Source organism: Sinorhizobium chiapasense (genome assembly GCF_045277575.1).
In the GTDB taxonomy this organism is placed as follows: domain Bacteria; phylum Pseudomonadota; class Alphaproteobacteria; order Rhizobiales; family Rhizobiaceae; genus Ensifer; species Ensifer chiapasense_A.
Map to the genome: position 1 here is coordinate 1,992,409 of NZ_CP144205.1, position 19,419 is coordinate 2,011,827.

The window sequence follows — 19,419 nt, forward strand, 5'->3', positions numbered from 1 at the left end:
GGGGAAAGCGGCTGCCCCCCATCCGGCCTGCCGACTGCCTTCACGGTTCGCGGCCGCCCCTCATCCGGCCTGCCGGCCACCTTCTCCCCGCATGCGGGGCGAAGGAGACTCGCGGCACCCGCTCGAGCCACACCAACCGTTGTCTGTCATCATCCTTGTCGGCAGCCAAGCAAGACGGTGGCCGCGCCGGCGCCCACGTCCCCTCTCCCCGCCTGCGGGGAGAGGGTTAGGGTGAGGGGCAAAGCTGACGAGAAGGCGGTTCACGACAGAGGCGCACATGCAGGAAAATATCCGATGCAAAGCGAGCCTCGGTGGCGATGCCCCTCCGGCAGCACCCCGCACAGCAAAGGCCACCATCGCCCCTTGACTTCCCACCCAACATCACCATTTCATATCATATGATACGCGAAGTCACCGCATAGGAGACGATCATGGCCAGCGCTCAACCCGCTTTTACGCCCGACAGACAAGCGGCCCGGCATGAGGAAGCCGTGATCGTCAAGGCCGTGGTCAAAGCCTGCGACCTCTGGAACCTCACCAACAAGGAGGCGGCGCAGCTCTTCGATGTGCCGATCGCCACCTGGAACCGCATGAAGGCCGGTGACTTCAAGGGCAAGCTCGACCAGGACAAGCGCATGCGCGCCAGCCTGATCGTCGGCATCTTCAAGGGTCTGCGCCTCTTCTTCAACGGCCCGCTCACCTATCAATGGCCGAAGGCGGTCAACACCGGTCCGCTCTTCAATGGCCACTCGCCGGTCGATCTGATGATCGAGGGCGGCATTCCCGTGATGCTGAAGGTGCGGCGCTATCTCGACGGCCTGCGCGGCGGCCTATGAATACCCAATCGATGATCCCGGAGATCGATTTCAACGAGCCGGCGACCGTCCGGCTGATCTCGACCGCCTATATCACCGAGCCCGCCGTCAAGCCGCTGGCCGACGATGACGACGAGATCGAGATCCTCAACCGGCTGGAGGCGATGACCTCGGCGCGCTTGAGCCCGCTTGCCCTGCCTGTCGGCGTCGACCCGGCCGAGCTCCTGAACGAGACCTTCGGCTATGGCTGGTCGCTGATCAATGCCGCCTTCTGCCATGCCCGCCCGCCGGGCAACCGCTTCAACGGCGAGGAGCGCGGCGCCTGGTATTGCGCCTTCGGCCCGCGGGCGCTTCAAACCTGCCAGGCGGAGATCGTCTACCACCGCACCCGGGCGCTTCGCGAAGCCGGCAGTTTCCATGACATCGGCCGCTACCGCGAGCTGATCGCCGGCTTCACCTGCCGCTTTCATGATGTGCGCGGAGAAAGGGGTGCCGCCTATCTCGATGCCGATACGGCGGTCGCCTACCCCGCCGGCCAGGCGCTCGCCGCCACCATCCTCGCCGCAGGCGGCAACGGCCTGATCTATCCCTCCGCCCGCGACCCCGGGGGCGAATGCCTCGCCGTCTTCCGCCCCTCGGTCATCCAGAATATCCGCCAGGGCCGCACCATCACCTTCGAATGGACCGGCGCGCCCGAGCCGCGCATTCTGGAAGAGGTCTGATCCGGCAGGAGCGGACGGAGATGCCGCCCGTGAGCGGGCCGCAATGTTCCCGCAATACATCCCGCCGACAAGGGCTCGCCTTTCCGGATTCCCGCGCTAATGTTGTCGAGGCCGGATTCGGCCGAAACAGAAACCATTTATAAATCAAATTGTTATTGACGCCTTTGCCCGGCTGAACGCCATACCGCGCGCATCCGCCAAGCACTGCCCCTCACCCTCCCCCTCTCCCCGCAGGCGGGGAGAGGGAAAACGGCAAGCGTCCCGCCTCGCCGTAGCCCATTGCCCAAGGCTGCGAACAGGCAGGATTGGCCCGGCCTGCAAACGCTGGAGATGGACAAAGGCGGTCGCCACAGCATCCCTTCTCCCCGCAGGCGGGGAGAAGGTGCCGGCAGGCGGATGAGGGGCAAATCCCTCACCGCGCGGATGAGGGGCACACTACGAGCGCCGCACCAAACGCAGGCACCGGGCGTCGAACATGAGGAAACGAATGACGATTACACTTTTGCCAATCGATGCCGTCGATGCCGATGTCATCCGAAAATTGGACGTTCACGAAAACCAGATGGACTTCATCGCCAGCAACGAGGAGTCGCTGGAAGAACTCGCCGAGCGCCCCGAATGCGTCGGCTTTGCCGTGATGGCCGAGGGCGCGCCGGTCGGCTTCGCCATGTATGCGCTCGATCCGGATGACGGCAACCATTGGATCTACCGCCTGATGATCGACGCCCGGCACCAGGGCAAGGGCTATGGCGCCAAGGCGCTTGCCGCCCTCATCGAACACATGGCCACGATCCCCGAATGCGGCGACATCTATCTCGGCGTCTACCCGGAAAACACCCGCGCCTACGCCCTTTATCACCGCTTCGGCTTCCGCGAGACCGGCATGATCCTCGGCGAGGAAAAGGTGATGCGGCTGGATCGCACGTCGAAATAGCCCGCGGGACAGCGTCCCGCTTAGGCGCGGATGGGACCATCGCGGTCCCATCCACATCCACGTGACCACCCCCGCTCCGCACTACGACGCGACGGAGGCCGCCACCGGCTTCGTCGGCCGCAGGCCGAGAACCAGCAGCCCGCCCAGCAGATGAACGGCGACGACCGAAAGCCAGATCGCACCCGGCCATTGTTCGCGGACGGCGAAATAGATGCTGGAAAATGCAAGCGGGCTGATGATCGACGCGAGGCTCACGGCCGAGGCCAGCACGCCCTGAAACTGGCCCTGCTGGCTCTCGTCCACCTGCCGGGTCGCGAGCGATTGCAGCGCCGGCACGCCGATGCCGCCGAGCGCGAAGACAGGCATGATGGCAAAGATCAGCCAGCCCTCGGTCGCAAAGGCCATAACGGTCAAGGCGAGGCACACGCCGGCGACACCCGCAAGGATGGCGCCGCGCGCGCCGAAGAGTTTTACGGCCGGTCCCGGAAGAAACGCCTGGGCCAGCGTCTGGCAGATGCCGAAGGCGCCGAGCGAAAGGCCGATCCAGAACCCGTTCCACTGGAAGGTCTTGCTGCCCCAGAGCGCCCAGCAGGTGCCGTAGGCCTCGCCCGTGGCGCTGAAGATCAGGAAGAGAAAGACGATCGGCAGCACGCTTTTTACCGAGAACACCCAGCGCAGCGGCCGAAGCGGGTTGAGCGCGGCGAGATCGATCTTCCCGCGGCTCGGTGTTCGCGATTCCGGCAGCACGAAATACGCCAGAGCCAGGTTGCAGCCGTTCAGCACCGCCGCGGCGACAAAGGGCAGCCGCAGCCAATGATCGCCGGCGACCCCGCCGAGAACGGGACCGATGATGAAGCCGATGCCGAACATGGCATTGAACAGGCCGAAGCGCCGGGCGCGCTTGTCCTCGGGCGTGATGTCGGTGATGTAGGCGGTTGCAACCGACATGTTGGCGCTCGTCAGCCCGGCGATGGCGCGGCCGGCAAAGAGCATCCAGAGATCGGGCGCAAGGGCCAGGAACAGATAGTTGACGGCAGCACCGGCCAGCGAAATCAAGAGCACGGGCCGACGGCCCAGCCGGTCGCTGAGCGCCCCCAGCACCGGCGCGAAGATGAACTGCATGACCGCGTAGAGCGCGGTCATCGTGCCGATATAGGGCGCCACGTTTTCGGTGTGGGTCACCTCCTTAAGCAGCGAAGGCAGGATGGGAAAGATGAGGCCGATGCCCACGGCATCGAGCACGATGGCAGTGAAAATGACGGTAAGGGATTTCTTCATGATGCGTTCCGATCGACGCAAGCACGCGCACGCCGACAGGCGCCGATGCCTTGCGATTGGGTGACCTGACGATGCAGGCGATGAGGTTTTCTGGAAACGCTGGCCGATCCGTGCTCAACGAGGCAGGGATGGCGTGTGCTTGACTGCCTACTGCATGTCTCCTTAAATCGACCTCGATTTAAGGACAAAGACATGCAGCAACTCAAAGTTCTACAGCGACCTTTGCGCGTCTGATTAGACGCGCGGCGCTGTAGACGCCGATTCGTCCACCTGTTTACTCCGCCGCTCAGCGGATCAAGGGAAGCAGTCGCTTTTCGCGATAGCGGCACTTAACACCAGGCGGCACGGTGCGGCAAGCCCCATGCCCTTAGCTCCCCACGCCCTTGCCTGGCCTGCACGGCTGTTCGTCAGGACGCGTCCCCGCCGCAATCCCGGAAGGCAATTCTCATCGTGCCATGTTCAGCTCGGAGACCGGCATGGAGATGATGCAGCGCAGGCCATCCGGCCCGAGGGCGAAGCTGGTTTTCGCCTCGAGCTGGTAGGGCAACGCCCGCTCGATCAGCTCGCGCCCGTGTCCGGCGCTCCTGGCGGCCGACGGCGGCATGCGCACGCCGTTTTCGTGCCAGTCGATGTGGAGCCAGGGTTTTCGGTCCGGTCCGGCTTCGATATGCCAGCGGACGGAAAGCGTGGCGCCGGCCTGCCCCAAGGCTCCGTATTCGACGGCATTTGTCGCCAGCTCATGCAGGGCCATCGTCAGCGTTTGAACGGTCGACGAACGCAGCTTCACGCCGGCGGGACCATCGAGCCGCACGCGGCCCATATCCGCGTCAACCGCCGCCAGCTCCGCCCGGACCAATTCGTCGAAGGTGACCCTCTCCTGGTCGCTGAGGCGCGAAAGCAGGCCCTGGACCCTGCCGAGCGCGGACAGGCGACTGCCGAAATGCGTATTGAAATCCAGCAGGTCCTTGCTTCTGCGGGCGGTGGTTTCGGCTATGGCCCGCACGACAGCCATCAGGTTTCTCGTGCGGTGCTGCAGCTCGGCGACCAGCACCTTCTGGCGGTCTTCCCATTGCCGCCGCTCGGTGGTGTCGGTGATCGCGCCCACCATTCGCACAGTCTGTCCCTGTTCGTCGTAGAAGAAGCGGCCGCGGCCGTGCAGCCAGCGAACGGTGCCGTTCGGATGCAGGGTGCGAAACTCCGTGACGAACTCGCTGTGCGTCTCCCGCGCGCGCTGCAGCACGGCCTCCGCCTCCAGGCGGTCATCCGGATGAATGCGCGCTGACCAGCGTTCATAGCTGGGCGTCACCTCGTCGGCGCCGTAACCCAGCATGCGGAAGTGCGCGTCGCTCCAATGCACGTCTCCAGTCAGGACGTTCCAGTCCCATAGCCCCAGACCGCCGACCTCCACCGCCGTCCGCAGCCGTTCTTCGCTCGTCCGAAGCGCCGTCGCCACCCGCTCGCGCTCGATCAGGTCGGCCGCCTGGCGTGCCAGCACGTCGAGCAGACGCAGCTCGCGCTCCGTCGGGGCGTGCACATGTCGCCAATGGGTCGACAACATTCCGATCAGCGTTCCAACCCGGGAGTGGAGCGGCGTGGTCTGCACCGCGCGGATTCCGGTCTGCCGATAGTAGGCCAGGTCCGCCGTATCCTGCAGGAACTCGGCAGCCTCGATGTCCGAAACGACGACCCGCCGCCCGGTGCGAAGGGCGAGCGCACAGGTGGAGGCCTGGTCCACGCTGACCCAATGCCAGAATTGCGCGGCCTCTTCGCTGAAGCCGCGATAGGAAAGCAGGCACAGCTCTCCGCCGTCCCCCCGATCGGCACGCAGCATCTGCAGGCTGGCGAATTGCGAACGCATGATGGCGGCCGCACCATCCAATATCGTCTCGTAGACGGCCTGCGGTCGTCCGTCCTTGATCAGTTCGAGGCTGATGGCCTGCAGCCGTTTGCTGTCTTCCAGCTCGGCCTTCATCTGTTTCTGGCTTTGGTGGTGCGCGCTGGTCATCGGGCGCTCCCTTCTCGACGAGACCTCGGCAGCGGGGCCGATAGCCGTGCCGGGACGTTTCAGCTTACCGGGAACGTCACATCGCCGCCATCGTTCCAGCATTGCGTCCCGAATCTCCGCAGATAACCGCCCCCTTGAAGATCGCTGTCAGCGCAGGCGCAAGCCCTGTTTGGCAGGCGCCGGCCACCATTGCAGGCGCCGCCCGATCGGCGCAGTATCCCGGCACGTCAACAGCGGGATCGATGCGGCCATGATCGAAGGCACATGTCATTGCGGCAATGCGAAATGGACATTGGAAGGCGACCCCGGCTCGATCACCGCCTGCAATTGCACGCTCTGCCGCCGCTACGGCACGCTCTGGGCCTATGACTACGAAGGCGAACGGATCACGGTTGCCGGGAAGACCACCTCCTACGTCCGCGCCGACGAGAAGAACCCGTCGCTGGAAATCCTGTTCTGCCCGACCTGCGCCGGCGTCGTCGCCTGGCGCAGCCTGCATCTCGACGAACGCGGCCGCCGACGCATGGCCGTCAACCTCAGGCTGGCGCCGCCGGAGCTGGTCGCCGACCTGCCGATCGACCATTTCGACGGCTTCGACACCTTCGAGGATCTGCCATCGGACGGTCGCTGCGTGCGCGACCTCTGGGCCTAGCCAGCCGCCGACGGCGATGGCAGCAGGCTCCCTCCAGATCCCGACTGCGCAGCCGATCAGTGCGTCGCGAGCACCCTTGCCTCGACCGGCTGGTCGATGCCCTTGAGCACGAGCAGGCGCGTCGTCGCGCCCGCGATCAGCGCCTCGGCCTCGGCGGCGGCCTCGGGCGAAATCAGGATCTCGCCGGCTTCAGCCTGGGATTCGAGCCGGGAGGCCAGGTTGACCGTGCCGCCGATCGCGGTGAAATCGCTGCGGAAGCTCGAGAATTCGCCGATCTCGACATCACCGGAATGGATGCCGACACCGACGCCGAGCGGCTGGCCCTGGAGCGCGTCGAGCTGCAGGCTGCCCAGTGCTGCCGCGCACAGACGCTGGATCTCCCGTGCCGCCAGGATCGCGGCTTGCGCGTGGTCCTTCCTGACGATCGGAAAATTGAAGATCGCCATCAGTCCGTCGCCCATGGTCTTGTTGACGATGCCGTCATGCGCCCAGATCGCCTGAGCGCAGCGATCCTGGAACAGGCTGACGATTTCGCTGAGCCTGACCCGCTCGATCTGCTCCGAAAGGTGCGTGAAGCCGCGGATGTCGGCAAACAGGATGGTCGCGCTCGCGGCCACATGGCTCTGCTTCTTGACGTAACGGAAGGAGCGCTCGCAGATCGTACAGATGTTCGGGTTCATCTTGCTGCGGGTAATGCCGAAGGCGCGAAACGGCAGCGCCAGCGGCCCGCGAATGGGGATCGGCACATGCATCTGATCCCAGCATCCGCGGCAGATCCTGGCATCACCGCGATAGGCCGGCTGGATGGTAGAGGCTTCGGTCATGGTCTGCATCTGCTCCGGCTCACATGGCCCGAGGGGCGTGGACGAAGCTTCCGCCATTTGCCGCGCTTTAGCAACGGCTGGAATAATGTGAGGCGCCGGCCGCGCGGCGCCGCCGTCACTCGGCAAACAGGTTCGCGGCCATGAAATCGACGAAGGCACGGACCTTTGGCGAGAGATATCGGTTGGTCGGCCACAGGACGCGGAATGTGCCCGTTTCGCGAAGGCAATCCTCCAGCAACGATACCAGCTTGCCTTCCGCCAGTTCCGGAGACACGGCGAACGGCGGCAGACAGGTGATGCCGAAGGAGCGCTCCGCCAGGAAGATCAAGGGCTCGAGTGTGCTCGCAACCGTGGTCACGGGCAGATCGAGCTTGACCTCGCGCCCGTCCCGAACGAGCGGCCAGGGTTCGAGGCGGCCGGAGTTCGCGTAGCGGTGATGGAGGCAGCGGTGCCCGAGCAGGTCTTCCGGCACCTTTGGTCGGCCGTGCGCGGCGAGATAGTCCGGCGCCGCAACGATCCGGTGCCGGAACGTCCCGAGCTTGCGGCTCATCAGGCGCGTATCCTTGACCTCGCCCGTTCGGATAACGGCATCGAAGCCCTCCTCGATAACGTCGACCAGCCGATCCGTGAAATCGAGGTCGAGGTTGATCAACGGGTAGGCGCGCATGAAATCCGATATGGTCGGCATCAGCAGCATGCCGGCCAAAGGCAGGCTGACACGAAGCTGCCCGCGCGGTGTCGCATGCGACCGCGACAGTTGCGCCTGGGCTGACTCGAATTCGGATTGGATGCGGCGACAGGTGTCGAGAAAGAAGCTGCCGTCCTCGGTCAGGGCCATGCTTCTGGTCGACCGATTGAAGAGACGCACGCCCATCTCGTCTTCGAGCCGCGCGATGGCCTTGCCGACCGCAGAACCCGAAAGGCCCAGGCGATGGCCGGCGGCCACGAAGCTGCCTGCCTCCGCGACCTGAATGAAAATGCTGAGCGCTCCGAGCTTGTCCATCGCTTGCCGATTGCGGAAATGTCTTCCGAAGTGATGAGAATACCCGCTCGTTTATCCGCTATTTCTCCCCCGATATCCAGATGCCGTCACGGTCGATGCACCGCGACGTTCAAATGGAGATAACCATGACAACGATCCCTACCCCTACTTTCTCAGCGTCTCCCGTTCCGACGACCTTCGTCGTCAACGTCATCCACGCCCATCCCGGCAAGCAGGAAGAAGCCTTCGCTGTCATCCAGGACGTGGTCCACTACGTCGCCGAGCGCAAGGAAGGCTTCCTGTGGAGCACCCTGGCGAAGAGCACGGACGGCGAGACGGTCGTCAACGTCGAGGCAATCCAGGGAACCGGGAATGTCGACGAATTCTTCTCCGATCCGGTGTTCGTGGAGAAGTTCCGGAAGCTCGATGAGGTCTCCCGCAGCGAGTTTCACACCTATACGGTCGTCGATCTCGTCCTGCCGAAGCGCGGACCCGCGGCCTGAGCGCTACCCACATGTTTCCTTTGATCGCACCCGATCAACGGACAAAAACATGCAGCACTTCAAAATGCTGCCGCGACCTTTGCGCGTCTGATAGGACGCGCGGCGCTGTCGTCCCGGCGCCTTCCTTCGAAGGCGCCGGGCAGCGCGTGGATGTCATCACGCCTTCTTGACCGGCGGGATGACCCAGGAGCCGTCGAGAATGGACGGCGGGCTGTCGTCGGGCCAATAGAGCCGCATCATCAGGATGAACTTGTCCTTCGGCGCAGGCAGCCAGTTGCTCTCCTTGTCTGCTCCGGGTGACGCGTTCTGGATGTAGATATCCGTCGATCCGTCCGGGTTTGTCTTGAGGTCCTGCCGGGCGCTGATCGAGTAGCGATTGAGCGGATTGTCGACGAAGAAATATTTGTCGTCATACATGGTGATCGACCAGAACCCGCGCACCGGCGGCAATTGCCCCTTCGGGAAGGTGACGACGTATTTGTTCGCCCCGTGATAGGCGCGTGCAAACAGGCCGTCCTTCGATTTGAGCGAGGTCGGATAGATCGCATCGTGGGGGCGATTGGCGCCGAGGCCGATCGCCGTGATCAGCGCGCGCTGGAGATAGCCCGTGCCGTAGATGCCGGTCTTGGTGGTAAAGCCCCAGCCGTTGATGTTCTGGACGTCGCCGTCGCTGAACTTGAAATGCAGCATGATGCGATGGAAGGCAGTCACGGGAATGCGCGAGACGAAGGCAGCGTCGAGCTTGCTCTTGTCGAAATCCTGGCCGGGCACGATGCCGATCTCGGCGAACTTGGCGACCGCCTCTGCATCCGCGGCCGTCGGCGGATTGGTCTTCATCAGTTCGCAGAGCAGCGTGAAGTATTCGACCGCGTCCATCCGGTTGACCTGTTCGCGCACCGCCGTCTTCATGTCGATATCCGGATCGACCTTGCCGGGCGGCGGCGTCCAGTCCTTGCCGTAGGCGCTGAGCGGCACCAGCTTGCACTCATCCTGCAGCGCATGGACCGCCGCATAGTCCTCGGGCGTCCCGTCGCAATAGATGCGTCCGAGGATCCAGACGATGCTCGTCGGCGACTTGTACTCGGTCACGCCCTCGGGAAGGGTGCCCTGCCAGCCGGGTCCGGTGATCGCGTAGGACTGGGCACCGTCGCCTGTCGTCCGCCTGCCCGGCACCTGGAACACCGTCGTCCAGCCGTCGAGCATCGGAAACAGGAAGTAGCGATCCTTCATGTCCGGGATCGACAGCACCCAGGGTTCCTTGCCGACATCGACGAAGGCGGTCGTGTAGAGCGTATCGGCGTTCGGCGCCGTCACGTCCTTGAAGGATGCGTTGGGATATTCCCGCAGCTTGATGATGTGGCCCATCGGCCCCTTGCTGCCTTCGGGCTGCTCCACATTCGTGATGACACGGCGCGTGATTTCCGTCGTGACGAGCGGATAGCCGTAAATATAGGCGTCCACCGCCAACCAGAAATCGTCGGCCGCTTCGATCGGATCGAACAGCGGAGCATCCAGAGCATTTGCGGGTAAATGTGAAACCGTTGCGAGCAGGCCAGCGCCTCCCAAAGCGACGGCACGACGTGTCAAATCCATGTTTGCCTCCCTTGAACCCTCATGACGGAGGGAGGTTAGCATGGCCTAGTGAATACTACTAGACATTGTGTACGATTCAGGCTTCGCGTGAGCTTCGGACGAGCGCGGCTGCCCCGCATGGCAGGGCAGCACGGGATGCCTCGGACTGCGCGGCAGCCGATCAGAACGACAGTCGGTTGCTGGACCAGACCGGGCCGAGGCGCTCTTCTTCCTTGAGCGTGGCGGAACCGTAGGAGAAGCGCAGGCCACCGAAGATGGTGCTCGTGTCGCCGGAGACCGACGCGTTCAAGCCCGAAAGCTCCTCGTTGGTATATTTGTAGCCGGCAAAGAGCGTGACCGGGACGGTCTCCAGCCGGTAATTCGCCGTCAGCTTCAGGCTGCGCAGATCGTAATCGATATCGTCCTCGCTGATGCGATGGAGCGAGCCATCGACGTCGAAGCGCAAATTGTCGGTTGCGTAAATGCGGGCGCCGAGCGAACCCATATAGTGGTTGGCGTCGATGTCGTCGAAGTCTTCCACGCTCGCCTGGCCATAGCCGAACGCGCCATGCAGCGTCCAGGTGTCGAGGAAATAGGCCCCTTCGACGCCACCCATGTAATCATTGAGGTCGACGCCGATGCCCGGGTCGAGGCGCGCGCCCTGAACGAAGACGCCGGCCGCATAGAGATCGTTGCGGTAGTAGCCGTGCAGCGCGCCGTCATAGCTGTTCGTATCGACATCCTCATAAGAAGCGCGCGTGTAGCCGAGATCGACCTGCAGATTCATGCCGACGCCGGCGTCGAAGTTCACGGCGCCGCGCAAATCCCAGGCGCTGGTATCAATATCGCCGGGCGTATCGACGCCGCCTGCGTAGGAGCCTTCGATATAACCGGCGATGCCCCCGAGCGATTGCTCCACCGGCACTTCATAGGCGTCCTGCGTCCCGACGAGCGGACCGTCGATATCAGCAGCGGCCGCGAACGAAACACTTGAAAAAAGAAAAATGACGAAACCGCTCGCCCTGACCATTGCCCCACTCCGGTTGAAACCGCTGAGGATAGGTAAGCGAACATGGTTAATACAATCTCTACGGGAAACGGCCGAGGTCTGACGAGACGATCGTAGCAGACTCCCTCTCCCCGCCTGCGGGGAGAGGTCAGTCCTCGGGTTAAATCCGAGGAGAGGGGCAAACTCCATCAACCCGAAATCCGGCGCAGCAAGGCCGACTTCACTGCTTGGCGATCCTCTCGCGCAGGCGCTCTTCCTGCTCGGCGATCTCCGGTGTCAGCACGTCGCCGAAATCTTCGAGTTCGAAGATCGGACGGATTTCGATTTCGCTCGGGCCCGGCATCGGGTTCGGGCAGCGCTTCACCCAGGCGATCGCCTCGTCCATGTCCTTGACCGTCCAGATCCAGAAGCCGGCGACCAGTTCCTTGGTCTCGGCGAAGGGACCGTCGATGACAACGCGGTTCGGCCCATCGAAGGCGACGCGGGCGCCCTTCGACGAAGGCTGCAGCCCCTCGCCCGCCTGCATGATGCCGGCATTGACCAGTTCCTCGTTATACTTGCCCATGGCTTCGAGAAGCTCGGTCGTCGGCATCTTGCCCGCTTCGCTGTCCTCGGTCGCCTTTACAAAAACCACTACGCGCATCGTCCATTCTCCTCTGTCACGCCGGTCCGGGTCGTTGCGAGCCCTGAGGTGTCGGCGTGGTGAAACCCAACTAGTGCGAGCGGGTTGCAGGCGAAAGGCCTGCGCGGACTTTTTCCTATCCCGCTCCGGTGGAGGAAGCCAAATTGGCCTCCCTGGCTAAATGACGAACGGCAAACGACGGTGCCGACAATGATGGCGAATTTTTTCAGAAAAAAGATGGCGTTGAGGAAGCGAACGGAAAGCGACGGCGCGGCGTATCGCAGTCATCCAGGAACAAAGGTCCCGGAAGCCTCGGCGGCCGCAACACCCTCCAGCCTCCCCAACAGCCACAAAGAAAGGGCCACGCCGCGCCGGCATGGCCCTTTGTCACCGCTGTCGCCCGCCGAATGTCTCGGCCGCGGCGCCTTATTGCGCCTGTGTATGCAGGTCGGCCAGCGCCTGCCGGAGATCGTCGATCGGCGTCTGGCCCGCCATCTTCTTGCCTTCGAGTTCCGGCGGCATCTTCCAGCCGGGATCGATGCCTTCCATGTTGGGCAGTTCATGCGCGATGCCCTTGTGGCAGTCGATGCAGGTGGCCTTGCCGGAAAGCAGGTAGCGGGTATGGATCTCGGCCGCCCGCTGTGTCTGCTTCTGCAGGTCCATGGCGACGGAGGAATGGCAATTGCGGCATTCCAGGCTGTCGTTGGCCTTCATGCGCGCCCATTCGTGCTGCGCCAGTTCCAGCCGCTTCTCGAGGAATTTCGGCCTGGTGTTGATCGTGCCGAAGATCTTGCCCCAGACCTCCTTCGACGCCTGCATCTTGCGGGCGATCTTGTCGGTCCACTGGTGCGGCACGTGGCAATCCGGACAGGTGGCGCGCACGCCCGAGCGGTTGGAGAAGTGGATGGTGCGCGTCAGCTCCTGGTAGACGTTGTCGTGCATCTCGTGGCAGGAGGTGCAGAACTTCTCGGTGTTGGTGAGTTCCAGCGCCGTGTTGAAGGCGCCCCAGAACATCACGCCGCCGATGAAGCCGCCGAGCGTGAGGAAGCCCAGGCCCAGCGTGCCGGCCGGCGTCGTCATGATCCCCCAGGCCCAGAGGATAGCTTTCCTGATCCATGCGATCATGTCGTCACTCGCTTCCGGCCGGCTTGAAACCCAACTCGCTCATATCCTTGAAGTTGCTCGGCACCAGCGGGCTGGTGTCCGCCTGCGGCACATGGCAGGCCGTGCAGAAATAGCGCCGCGGCGAAACGTCGGCGATCATCTGCCCGTCGCGCGTCATGTAATGGGTGACGCTGATCATCGGCGCGCCGGAGTCCTGGGTGAACTCGCGCTTGTGGCAGGAAAGGCAGCGGTTGGCATTGACCGAAAGTTCGTAGCCCTCGATCGAATGCGGGATGACCGGCGGCTGGTCGGGATAGGCGCGCATCTTGCGCTTGTCGTCGACCACCCATTTCGGCAGCGGTGCGGCCGCCTCCGTCGCCATCTGCGGCGTCGGCCCTTCGAGCTGCGGCACCAGCTTTTCCGCCACTTGAGCCACCGCCGCCGTCGTGACGAACACCATGACACCGGCGGCCATCGCCATCCAGACGGATCGCGTCGGGCCGGTTCCGGCGGAGGTCAGAAGCGGTTTTGGAACGGCCCCGAAACAACGAGACAGGACGTTTCCGCAAATCCGCCTCAGCCGAGAAAACCCTAGAGGGTGACGGGAAGAATCTTGACCGCGCATTTTTTGAAATCCGTCTGTTTGGAGATGGGATCGGTGGCGTCGAGGGTAACTTTGTTGATCAGCTGGCTGGCGTCGAACCAGGGAACGAAGATGACGCCGGGCGGCATGCGGTTGCGGCCGCGGATATCGACGCGCGAGCGGATTTCGCCGCGCCGCGAGACGATGCGCACTTCCATGCCCTGGTTGATGCCGCGCTTGCGGGCGTCCTCGGCATTCATGAAGACGCGCGCGCCCGGAAACGCCTTGTAGAGCTCCGGCACCCGCATGGTCATCGAGCCCGAATGCCAGTGTTCGAGCACGCGGCCGGTCACCAGCCAGGTGTCGTATTCCTCATCAGGGGATTCGGCCGGCGGCTCGTATGGCACGGCGAGGATGATCGCCTTGCCGTCCTTGTTGCCGTAGAATTTCACGCCCTCGCCCGCCTTGACATAGGGGTCGAAGCCTTCGCGGTAGCGCCACTTCGTCTCCTGGCCGTTGACGACCGGCCAGCGCAAGCCGCGCACCTCGTGATAGGTGTCGTACGGCGCCAGGTCATGGCCGTGGCCGCGACCGAAGGTGGCATATTCCTCGAACAGGCCCTTCTGGATGTAGAAGCCGAACTCCTTGGCCTCGTTGTTGTCGTACTCGGCGCTGACCTCGGTCAGCGGGAAGCGGTCGACTTCGCCGTTCTTGAACAGCACCTCGAACAGCGTCTTGCCGCGATATTCGGGGCTGGCATCGAGGATTTCCTTCGGCCACACCTCGTCGGTTACGAAGCGCTTGGAGAATTCCACCATCTGCCAGAGGTCCGAGCGCGCCTCGCCGCGCGCCTGGACGAGCTGGTGCCAGACATGGGTGCGCCGCTCGGCATTGCCGTAGGCGCCCTCCTTTTCCACCCACATAGCGGCCGGCAGGATCAGGTCGGCGCTCATCGCGGTGATCGTCGGATAGGCATCGGAAACGACGATGAAATTATCCGGGTTGCGATAGCCCTGCCAGGTCTCGTTCGAGGTGTTCGGTCCCGCCTGGACGTTGTTGTTGACCTGCACCCAATAGAAATTGAGCTTGCCGTCCTTCAGCATCCGGTCCTGCTGCACGGCGTGATAGCCGGGCTTTTCCGGGATGATGCCGTGCGGAATGCGCCAGATCTCCTCCGCATGTTTGCGGTGCTCGGGATTGGTGACCACCATGTCGGCCGGCAGGCGGTGGGCGAAGGTGCCGACCTCGCGGGCGGTGCCGCAGGCCGACGGCTGGCCGGTCAGCGAGAACGGGCTGTTGCCGGGCTCGGAGATCTTGCCGGTCAGAAGATGCAGGTTATAGACCATCTGGTTGGCCCAGACGCCGCGCACATGCTGGTTGAAGCCCATGGTCCAGAGCGACATGACCTTGCGGTTCGGGTCGGCATAGAGCTCGGCAAGCTGCTTCAGGAATTCCGGCTCGACGCCGGTCAGCTCGACGGTCTTTTCCAGCGTGTATTCCGAAACGAATTCCTTGAACGCCTCGAAATCGATCGGCTCGGTCTTGCCCGGGTCCTTGGAATTGGCGGCCTTGACCTCGATCGGGTTGTCCGGCCTCAGGCCATAGCCGATATCGGTCACGCCGCGGGCGAACTTGGTGTGCTTGTTGACGAAGTCCTCGTTGACCTTACCGCTCTCGATGATGTGGTTGGCGATGTAGTTGAGGATCGCCAGATCCGTGCCCGGCTTGAAGACGATCGGGATATCGGCGAGATCCATGCTGCGATGGGTGAAGGTCGAAAGCACCGCGACCCGCACATGCGGCTGGCCGAGGCGCCGGTCGGCGACGCGCGTCCAGAGGATCGGGTGCATCTCCGCCATGTTTGAGCCCCAGAGCACGAAGGCATCGGCGTTCTCGAAATCGTCGTAGCAGCCCATCGGCTCGTCCATGCCGAAGGTGCGCATGAAGGCGACGGCGGCGGAAGCCATGCAGTGGCGGGCATTGGGGTCGAGGTTGTTGGAGCGGAAACCCGCCCGCATCAGCTTGGTCGCGGCATAGCCCTCGAAGATCGTCCACTGCCCGGAGCCGAACATGCCGACCGCCGTCGGCCCCTTCTCCTTCAGGACCTTCTTCGCCTGTTCGGCCATCACATTGAAGGCCTCGTCCCAGCTCACCGGCTCGAACTCGCCGTCCTTGGCGTAGACGCCGCCCCGCTTGCGCAGCAGCGGCGTCGTCAGCCGGTCCTTGCCATACATGATCTTGGAGAGGAAATAGCCCTTGATGCAGTTGAGGCCGCGGTTGACCTCCGCCTGCATGTCGCCGTGGGTGGCGACCACCTGGCCTTCCTTCACGCCCACCATCACGCCGCAGCCCGTGCCGCAGAAGCGGCACGGCGCCTTCGACCATTTGATCTCCAGCGCGCCGACGCCGCCCGGCACCGGCTGTGCGGCCGCAGGCAGCGCAATGCCGGCCGTGGCGGCGGCGATGCCGGCCGCATGGGCCTTCAGAATGTCACGCCGCGTCAGTTCTCCGCTCATGGCTCCTGCCTTTCCTCTTCCATTTCGACATGCTCGAAAACCATGTTGGCCGAGATCACGCCATCAAGCAGCGAGATCCTCGACAGGCATTCGCCGAGCGCGCCCGTACTTCCGCCTTCGATGACGACGACGATCTTGCCGCCGCCATGGCCATGGATTTCGACGTTTTCCATTCCCTGAAGCGTCGCGATCACCGCCTCGGTGCTCTGAGGCATCGTGGCGACGACGGCGCTCGATATGTGATAGGGCGTGCCCGCCTTTGCCGTTGCGGCCTCAGACATGAGCCACCTCCGCTTCCAGTGCCTTGACCGCGATCGCGCTGACCGGACAGCCGCCGATGCAGGCGCCGCAGCCGGTGCATTTGGCCTCGTTGATCTCGGGCAGGAACGGCCCGCCGATGACAGGGCGAAAGCGGATGGCCTGCTCGGGACAGCTTTCGCCGCAGGACTGGCAGGCGACATTGCGGCGCGCCAGGCACGTGTCGGTGATGGCGGCCACATGGGGGAAGCGCCGCACGTCCGTCTCGGCGAATACCGGCTCCGGACAGGCCTCCGCGCAGGCGCCACAGAAGGTGCATTCGCCGCGCGCGAAATCGATGAAAGGAAGGCCGTCGGCAAGACGGATTATGCCGGTCGGACATCGTTCAGTGCAGGCGCCGCAGCCGGTGCAGGCACGAAGGCTCAGCTCGGATACACCGGGCGGCCGGATGCGCACCGGCTTTGCGGCAACGCGGCCGGTGAAGAGTTCACGGCGTGAGAGAGGTTCCGCACCCATGGCTCACCTCAATGCCCGGGCGGGCCCGGCGGGCCGAAGACGATCTGCAGCATCCAGACCAGGAAGCCATAGCCGCCGACCACACCGACGGCGACGACCGGCCAGATGCCGAAGGCGAGCACCAGGAAGGTAATGAGCTCCGCGCGCCGCGACCGTGGCCGGTTTTCAATCGGCTGCTGCTGAACGATCTCTGACATCCCTGCGTCCCCCAACACAATCTACGGTAAGATGCGCCACCCGAAATAAAAATCAATCCCATGACTTCAGGATGACAGGAATGCATCCGCACACAGAGTAAATACGGAACGGGACGGGGCATTGATCTGTGTCAAAGCAGCAGGATTCCAACGCGAAAATCGGCCGCAACTCTCGATTCGCGCGCCGAAATAGCTCGAAAATATCAATCGACTCTACGATACCCGCTATATTTGACGGAATACCTCGCTGAGATGTGATTCGCCCAGGTGAAGCAAACAGCGCAACGTCGGGCGAATCGCGCCGCCTGCGGACGCGGCGGGGTCCCCGGCGGCAACGCCTCAGCCCGATCGCCACTGCAACCCAGGGCTTCAGCTTCCATGTCTCGCTGCATGACACGGCGTCTCACAATCGGGACCGCGCGCGTGATGCGCCGCGGCAGACCATCCCACCCACCATCGGAAGCGCCGATCGCGCTATCGGTATTCTCCGTTTCCGCCGGCGCCGCCGCTCTGCCAAGTCTCCTTCCGGTCACTAGTCAACAGCGCTCGGGGAGCAAGCCTCCGCCCCGCTGGCTACCCCGATGCTTTCCCGCCGCGCAAGGCCCGCTTGCCAAGCGCCCTGCTCCCAACCGCCAAGGCAAGCGCAACCGCCGTCAGCACACCCGCGACCGCAAAGGTCACTTGCATGCCGCCGGCGATCGCCTCCGGCGCGGCCTTGGCGATATCGCTCGTCGCCACCGCGGAGGCGAAGACCGCGCCCATGACCGAGGCGCCGGTGACGAGACCGAGGTTGCGCGACAGGTTCAGCAGGCCGGAAACGAGGCCGCGCCGATCGGCCGCGACATCGGCCATGACGGCCGTGTTGTTGGCCGCCTGGAAGAGCTGGTAACCGGGCGTCAGCAGCGCGATCGCCGCGACATAGCCGGCGACGCCGGCCAAGCCAGGCAGAACAGCAAGCGCAAGGCAGCCGGCGGTCATCGCCACGAGGCCCGCAACAGCGACCGCGGCCGCCCCCAGTCGATCGACGATGCGGCCGGCGACCACGCCGCCGAAGGCGGAGATGACCGGGCCGATCGACATGACCAGCCCGACCAGCGCCGCATCGAGCCCGAGCCCGCGGGAGAGATAGAAGGGCCCGACCACCAGCGTCGCCATCATGACAGTCGAGACCAGCGCGTTGGTCGAAAGCCCGACGCTTAAGCCCGGATCGCGAAACATCGAAAGCCGGATCAAGGGCGAGGCAACCCTTGCCTCGACCAGCAGGAAGAGCCCAAGCCCGAGAGCGGCGGCCGAAAGCAGCGCGGCATTGAGCACGCCGAAACTGCCGCGCCCGATGGTCATCGCCAGCGCATAGACGCCGAGTGAAAGCGCCAGCAACAGCGTGCCCGGCACATCGAACCGGGCCGGCGCCCTGCCCTCGGCCTTCCGGTCGGCGGGCAGATGCCGATGGGCGAGAAAGAGCGCCACGAGCCCGAGCGGCACGTTGACGAGAAAGATCGTCCGCCAGCCCGGGCCGGCAATCAGCGCACCGCCGAGCGAAGGCCCGAGCGCGGTGCCGACCGCCGACATGGTGCCGAGCAGCCCCATGGCGCTGCCGGTCCTCGCCTTCGGCACCGCCTCGCCGACAAAGGCCATGGTCAGCGCCATCATGATCGCCGCGCCAATGCCCTGCACCGCCCGCGCCGCGATCAGCAGCGCAAAGCCCGGCGTGAGACCGCAGATGACCGAGGCGACGGTGAAGAGCGCGATGCCGGCAACGAGCAGCCGCCGGCGGCCGACGATGTCGCCAAGCCGCCCGACGCTGACGATCAGCGTCGTGATCGCCAGCAGATAGGCAAGCACCACCCACTGCACCGCCTGAAAGGACGCACCGAAGGCCTCGGCCAGCGCCGGCAGCGCGACATTGGCGCTGCTGGTGCCGAGCGAGGAAAGCAGCATGGAAAGCGAAAGGCTGGCGAGCACCCAGCGAAGGGAGGGCGCCGGAGCGGCCGGAGCGATCGCAGTGTCTGTCGCGGTCATCGGCCACCTCCCGCGCGCAAGGCGTCGCGACGCGCAGATCGCTCGCAGGAGATCACGGAAAAACAAATGGATAGAGCGATTTCGTGACTCTGTTTGTGCGGTAATCTCCTGCCATCGGACCGGGAGATCAGGGACATCGGAAAACGGCCAAAGGCCACGGGCGCCAGCCGGCGTATCAGCATCGGGAAAGCCTCCAAAATCGGTTTCCCGCGAACCTAGTCTCCCGGCACATCGGGCGGAAGACGCAGCATTTGCACTTCATTCGTGCGTTTGACGCCACATCACGATCGAACTCGTGTTATGAAAGG

18 protein-coding genes and 1 pseudogene are annotated in these 19,419 nt (G+C 64.1%); 5 read left to right on the forward strand and 14 right to left on the reverse strand.

Features of this window, described 5'->3' with window-relative positions; genetic code table 11:
- Window positions 1–431 precede the first annotated feature (431 nt).
- The 3 genes from QM996_RS09730 to QM996_RS09740 all read left to right on the forward strand — a co-directional run bounded on the left by QM996_RS09730 (window position 432) and on the right by QM996_RS09740 (window position 2,471).
- Window positions 432–836, forward strand: coding sequence for an antitoxin Xre-like helix-turn-helix domain-containing protein (locus tag QM996_RS09730; RefSeq protein WP_500267293.1), 405 nt, complete (start codon window positions 432–434; stop codon window positions 834–836).
- Window positions 833–1,537 (forward strand): RES family NAD+ phosphorylase, encoded by a 705-nt coding sequence (locus QM996_RS09735; protein WP_500267294.1) that lies wholly within the window; start codon window positions 833–835, stop codon window positions 1,535–1,537. The genes QM996_RS09730 and QM996_RS09735 overlap by 4 nt, the downstream gene beginning before the upstream one ends.
- 487 nt (window positions 1,538–2,024) lie before the next feature.
- Window positions 2,025–2,471 carry a GNAT family N-acetyltransferase gene (locus tag QM996_RS09740; protein ID WP_500267295.1) on the forward strand — a complete coding sequence of 149 codons (447 nt, stop codon included), beginning with the start codon at window positions 2,025–2,027 and terminating at the stop codon, window positions 2,469–2,471.
- Window positions 2,472–2,552: 81 nt separating this feature from the next.
- Here the strand turns inward: QM996_RS09740 and QM996_RS09745 are convergent, their stop codons facing one another.
- On the reverse strand, window positions 2,553–3,749 hold the full coding sequence (locus QM996_RS09745; RefSeq protein WP_500267296.1) for a TCR/Tet family MFS transporter: 1,197 nt from the start codon (window positions 3,747–3,749) through the stop codon (window positions 2,553–2,555).
- Between the two features lie 445 nt (window positions 3,750–4,194).
- Entirely contained in the window at window positions 4,195–5,754 is a 1,560-nt protein-coding gene (locus QM996_RS09750) for a sensor histidine kinase (protein ID WP_500267297.1), read from the reverse strand.
- A gap of 250 nt (window positions 5,755–6,004) precedes the next feature.
- Between QM996_RS09750 and QM996_RS09755 the strand changes: the two genes are divergently transcribed.
- Window positions 6,005–6,406: a GFA family protein gene (locus QM996_RS09755; RefSeq protein ID WP_500267298.1), complete on the forward strand. Its 402-nt coding sequence runs from the start codon at window positions 6,005–6,007 to the stop codon at window positions 6,404–6,406.
- Between the two features lie 56 nt (window positions 6,407–6,462).
- Here the strand turns inward: QM996_RS09755 and QM996_RS09760 are convergent, their stop codons facing one another.
- Both QM996_RS09760 and QM996_RS09765 read right to left on the reverse strand, forming a co-directional pair.
- Entirely contained in the window at window positions 6,463–7,230 is a 768-nt protein-coding gene (locus QM996_RS09760) for an adenylate/guanylate cyclase domain-containing protein (protein ID WP_500267299.1), read from the reverse strand.
- Between the two features lie 115 nt (window positions 7,231–7,345).
- Window positions 7,346–8,233 carry a LysR family transcriptional regulator gene (locus tag QM996_RS09765; protein ID WP_500267300.1) on the reverse strand — a complete coding sequence of 296 codons (888 nt, stop codon included), beginning with the start codon at window positions 8,231–8,233 and terminating at the stop codon, window positions 7,346–7,348.
- A 125-nt stretch (window positions 8,234–8,358) separates the two neighbouring features.
- Between QM996_RS09765 and QM996_RS09770 the strand changes: the two genes are divergently transcribed.
- Window positions 8,359–8,715, forward strand: coding sequence for an antibiotic biosynthesis monooxygenase (locus QM996_RS09770; protein WP_500267301.1), 357 nt, complete (start codon window positions 8,359–8,361; stop codon window positions 8,713–8,715).
- Window positions 8,716–8,871: 156 nt separating this feature from the next.
- On the opposite strand, the gene QM996_RS09775 is transcribed toward QM996_RS09770, so the two are convergent.
- From QM996_RS09775 to QM996_RS09820, 10 genes and pseudogenes are all read right to left on the reverse strand, one after another.
- Window positions 8,872–10,308 carry a DUF1254 domain-containing protein gene (locus QM996_RS09775; RefSeq protein WP_500267302.1) on the reverse strand — a complete coding sequence of 479 codons (1,437 nt, stop codon included), beginning with the start codon at window positions 10,306–10,308 and terminating at the stop codon, window positions 8,872–8,874.
- 160 nt (window positions 10,309–10,468) lie between these two features.
- The gene (locus QM996_RS09780) at window positions 10,469–11,317 is read right to left on the reverse strand and encodes a hypothetical protein (protein ID WP_500267303.1); all 849 of its coding nucleotides are present in this window, start codon (window positions 11,315–11,317) and stop codon (window positions 10,469–10,471) included.
- A gap of 199 nt (window positions 11,318–11,516) precedes the next feature.
- Window positions 11,517–11,939 (reverse strand): YciI family protein, encoded by a 423-nt coding sequence (locus QM996_RS09785; protein ID WP_500267304.1) that lies wholly within the window; start codon window positions 11,937–11,939, stop codon window positions 11,517–11,519.
- Between the two features lie 405 nt (window positions 11,940–12,344).
- Complete coding sequence (locus tag QM996_RS09790) at window positions 12,345–13,043, reverse strand: cytochrome c3 family protein (protein WP_500267305.1); 699 nt, start codon at window positions 13,041–13,043, stop codon at window positions 12,345–12,347.
- Window positions 13,044–13,047: 4 nt separating this feature from the next.
- Window positions 13,048–13,503 carry a nitrate reductase cytochrome c-type subunit gene (locus tag QM996_RS09795; RefSeq protein WP_500267306.1) on the reverse strand — a complete coding sequence of 152 codons (456 nt, stop codon included), beginning with the start codon at window positions 13,501–13,503 and terminating at the stop codon, window positions 13,048–13,050.
- A 110-nt stretch (window positions 13,504–13,613) separates the two neighbouring features.
- Window positions 13,614–16,121, reverse strand: coding sequence for a nitrate reductase (gene napA / locus QM996_RS09800; RefSeq protein ID WP_500267307.1), 2,508 nt, complete (start codon window positions 16,119–16,121; stop codon window positions 13,614–13,616).
- Window positions 16,096–16,402 (reverse strand): annotated as a pseudogene (locus tag QM996_RS09805) (chaperone NapD). The gene napA and the pseudogene QM996_RS09805 overlap by 26 nt, the downstream one beginning before the upstream one ends.
- Window positions 16,395–16,895 carry a ferredoxin-type protein NapF gene (gene napF, locus QM996_RS09810; protein ID WP_500267308.1) on the reverse strand — a complete coding sequence of 167 codons (501 nt, stop codon included), beginning with the start codon at window positions 16,893–16,895 and terminating at the stop codon, window positions 16,395–16,397. Before napF ends, QM996_RS09805 begins: the two are co-directional and overlap by 8 nt.
- Before the next feature lie 8 nt (window positions 16,896–16,903).
- On the reverse strand, window positions 16,904–17,092 hold the full coding sequence (gene napE / locus QM996_RS09815) for a periplasmic nitrate reductase, NapE protein (RefSeq protein ID WP_500267309.1): 189 nt from the start codon (window positions 17,090–17,092) through the stop codon (window positions 16,904–16,906).
- Window positions 17,093–17,665: 573 nt separating this feature from the next.
- Window positions 17,666–19,111 (reverse strand): MFS transporter, encoded by a 1,446-nt coding sequence (locus tag QM996_RS09820; RefSeq protein WP_500267310.1) that lies wholly within the window; start codon window positions 19,109–19,111, stop codon window positions 17,666–17,668.
- Window positions 19,112–19,419: the final 308 nt, after the last annotated feature.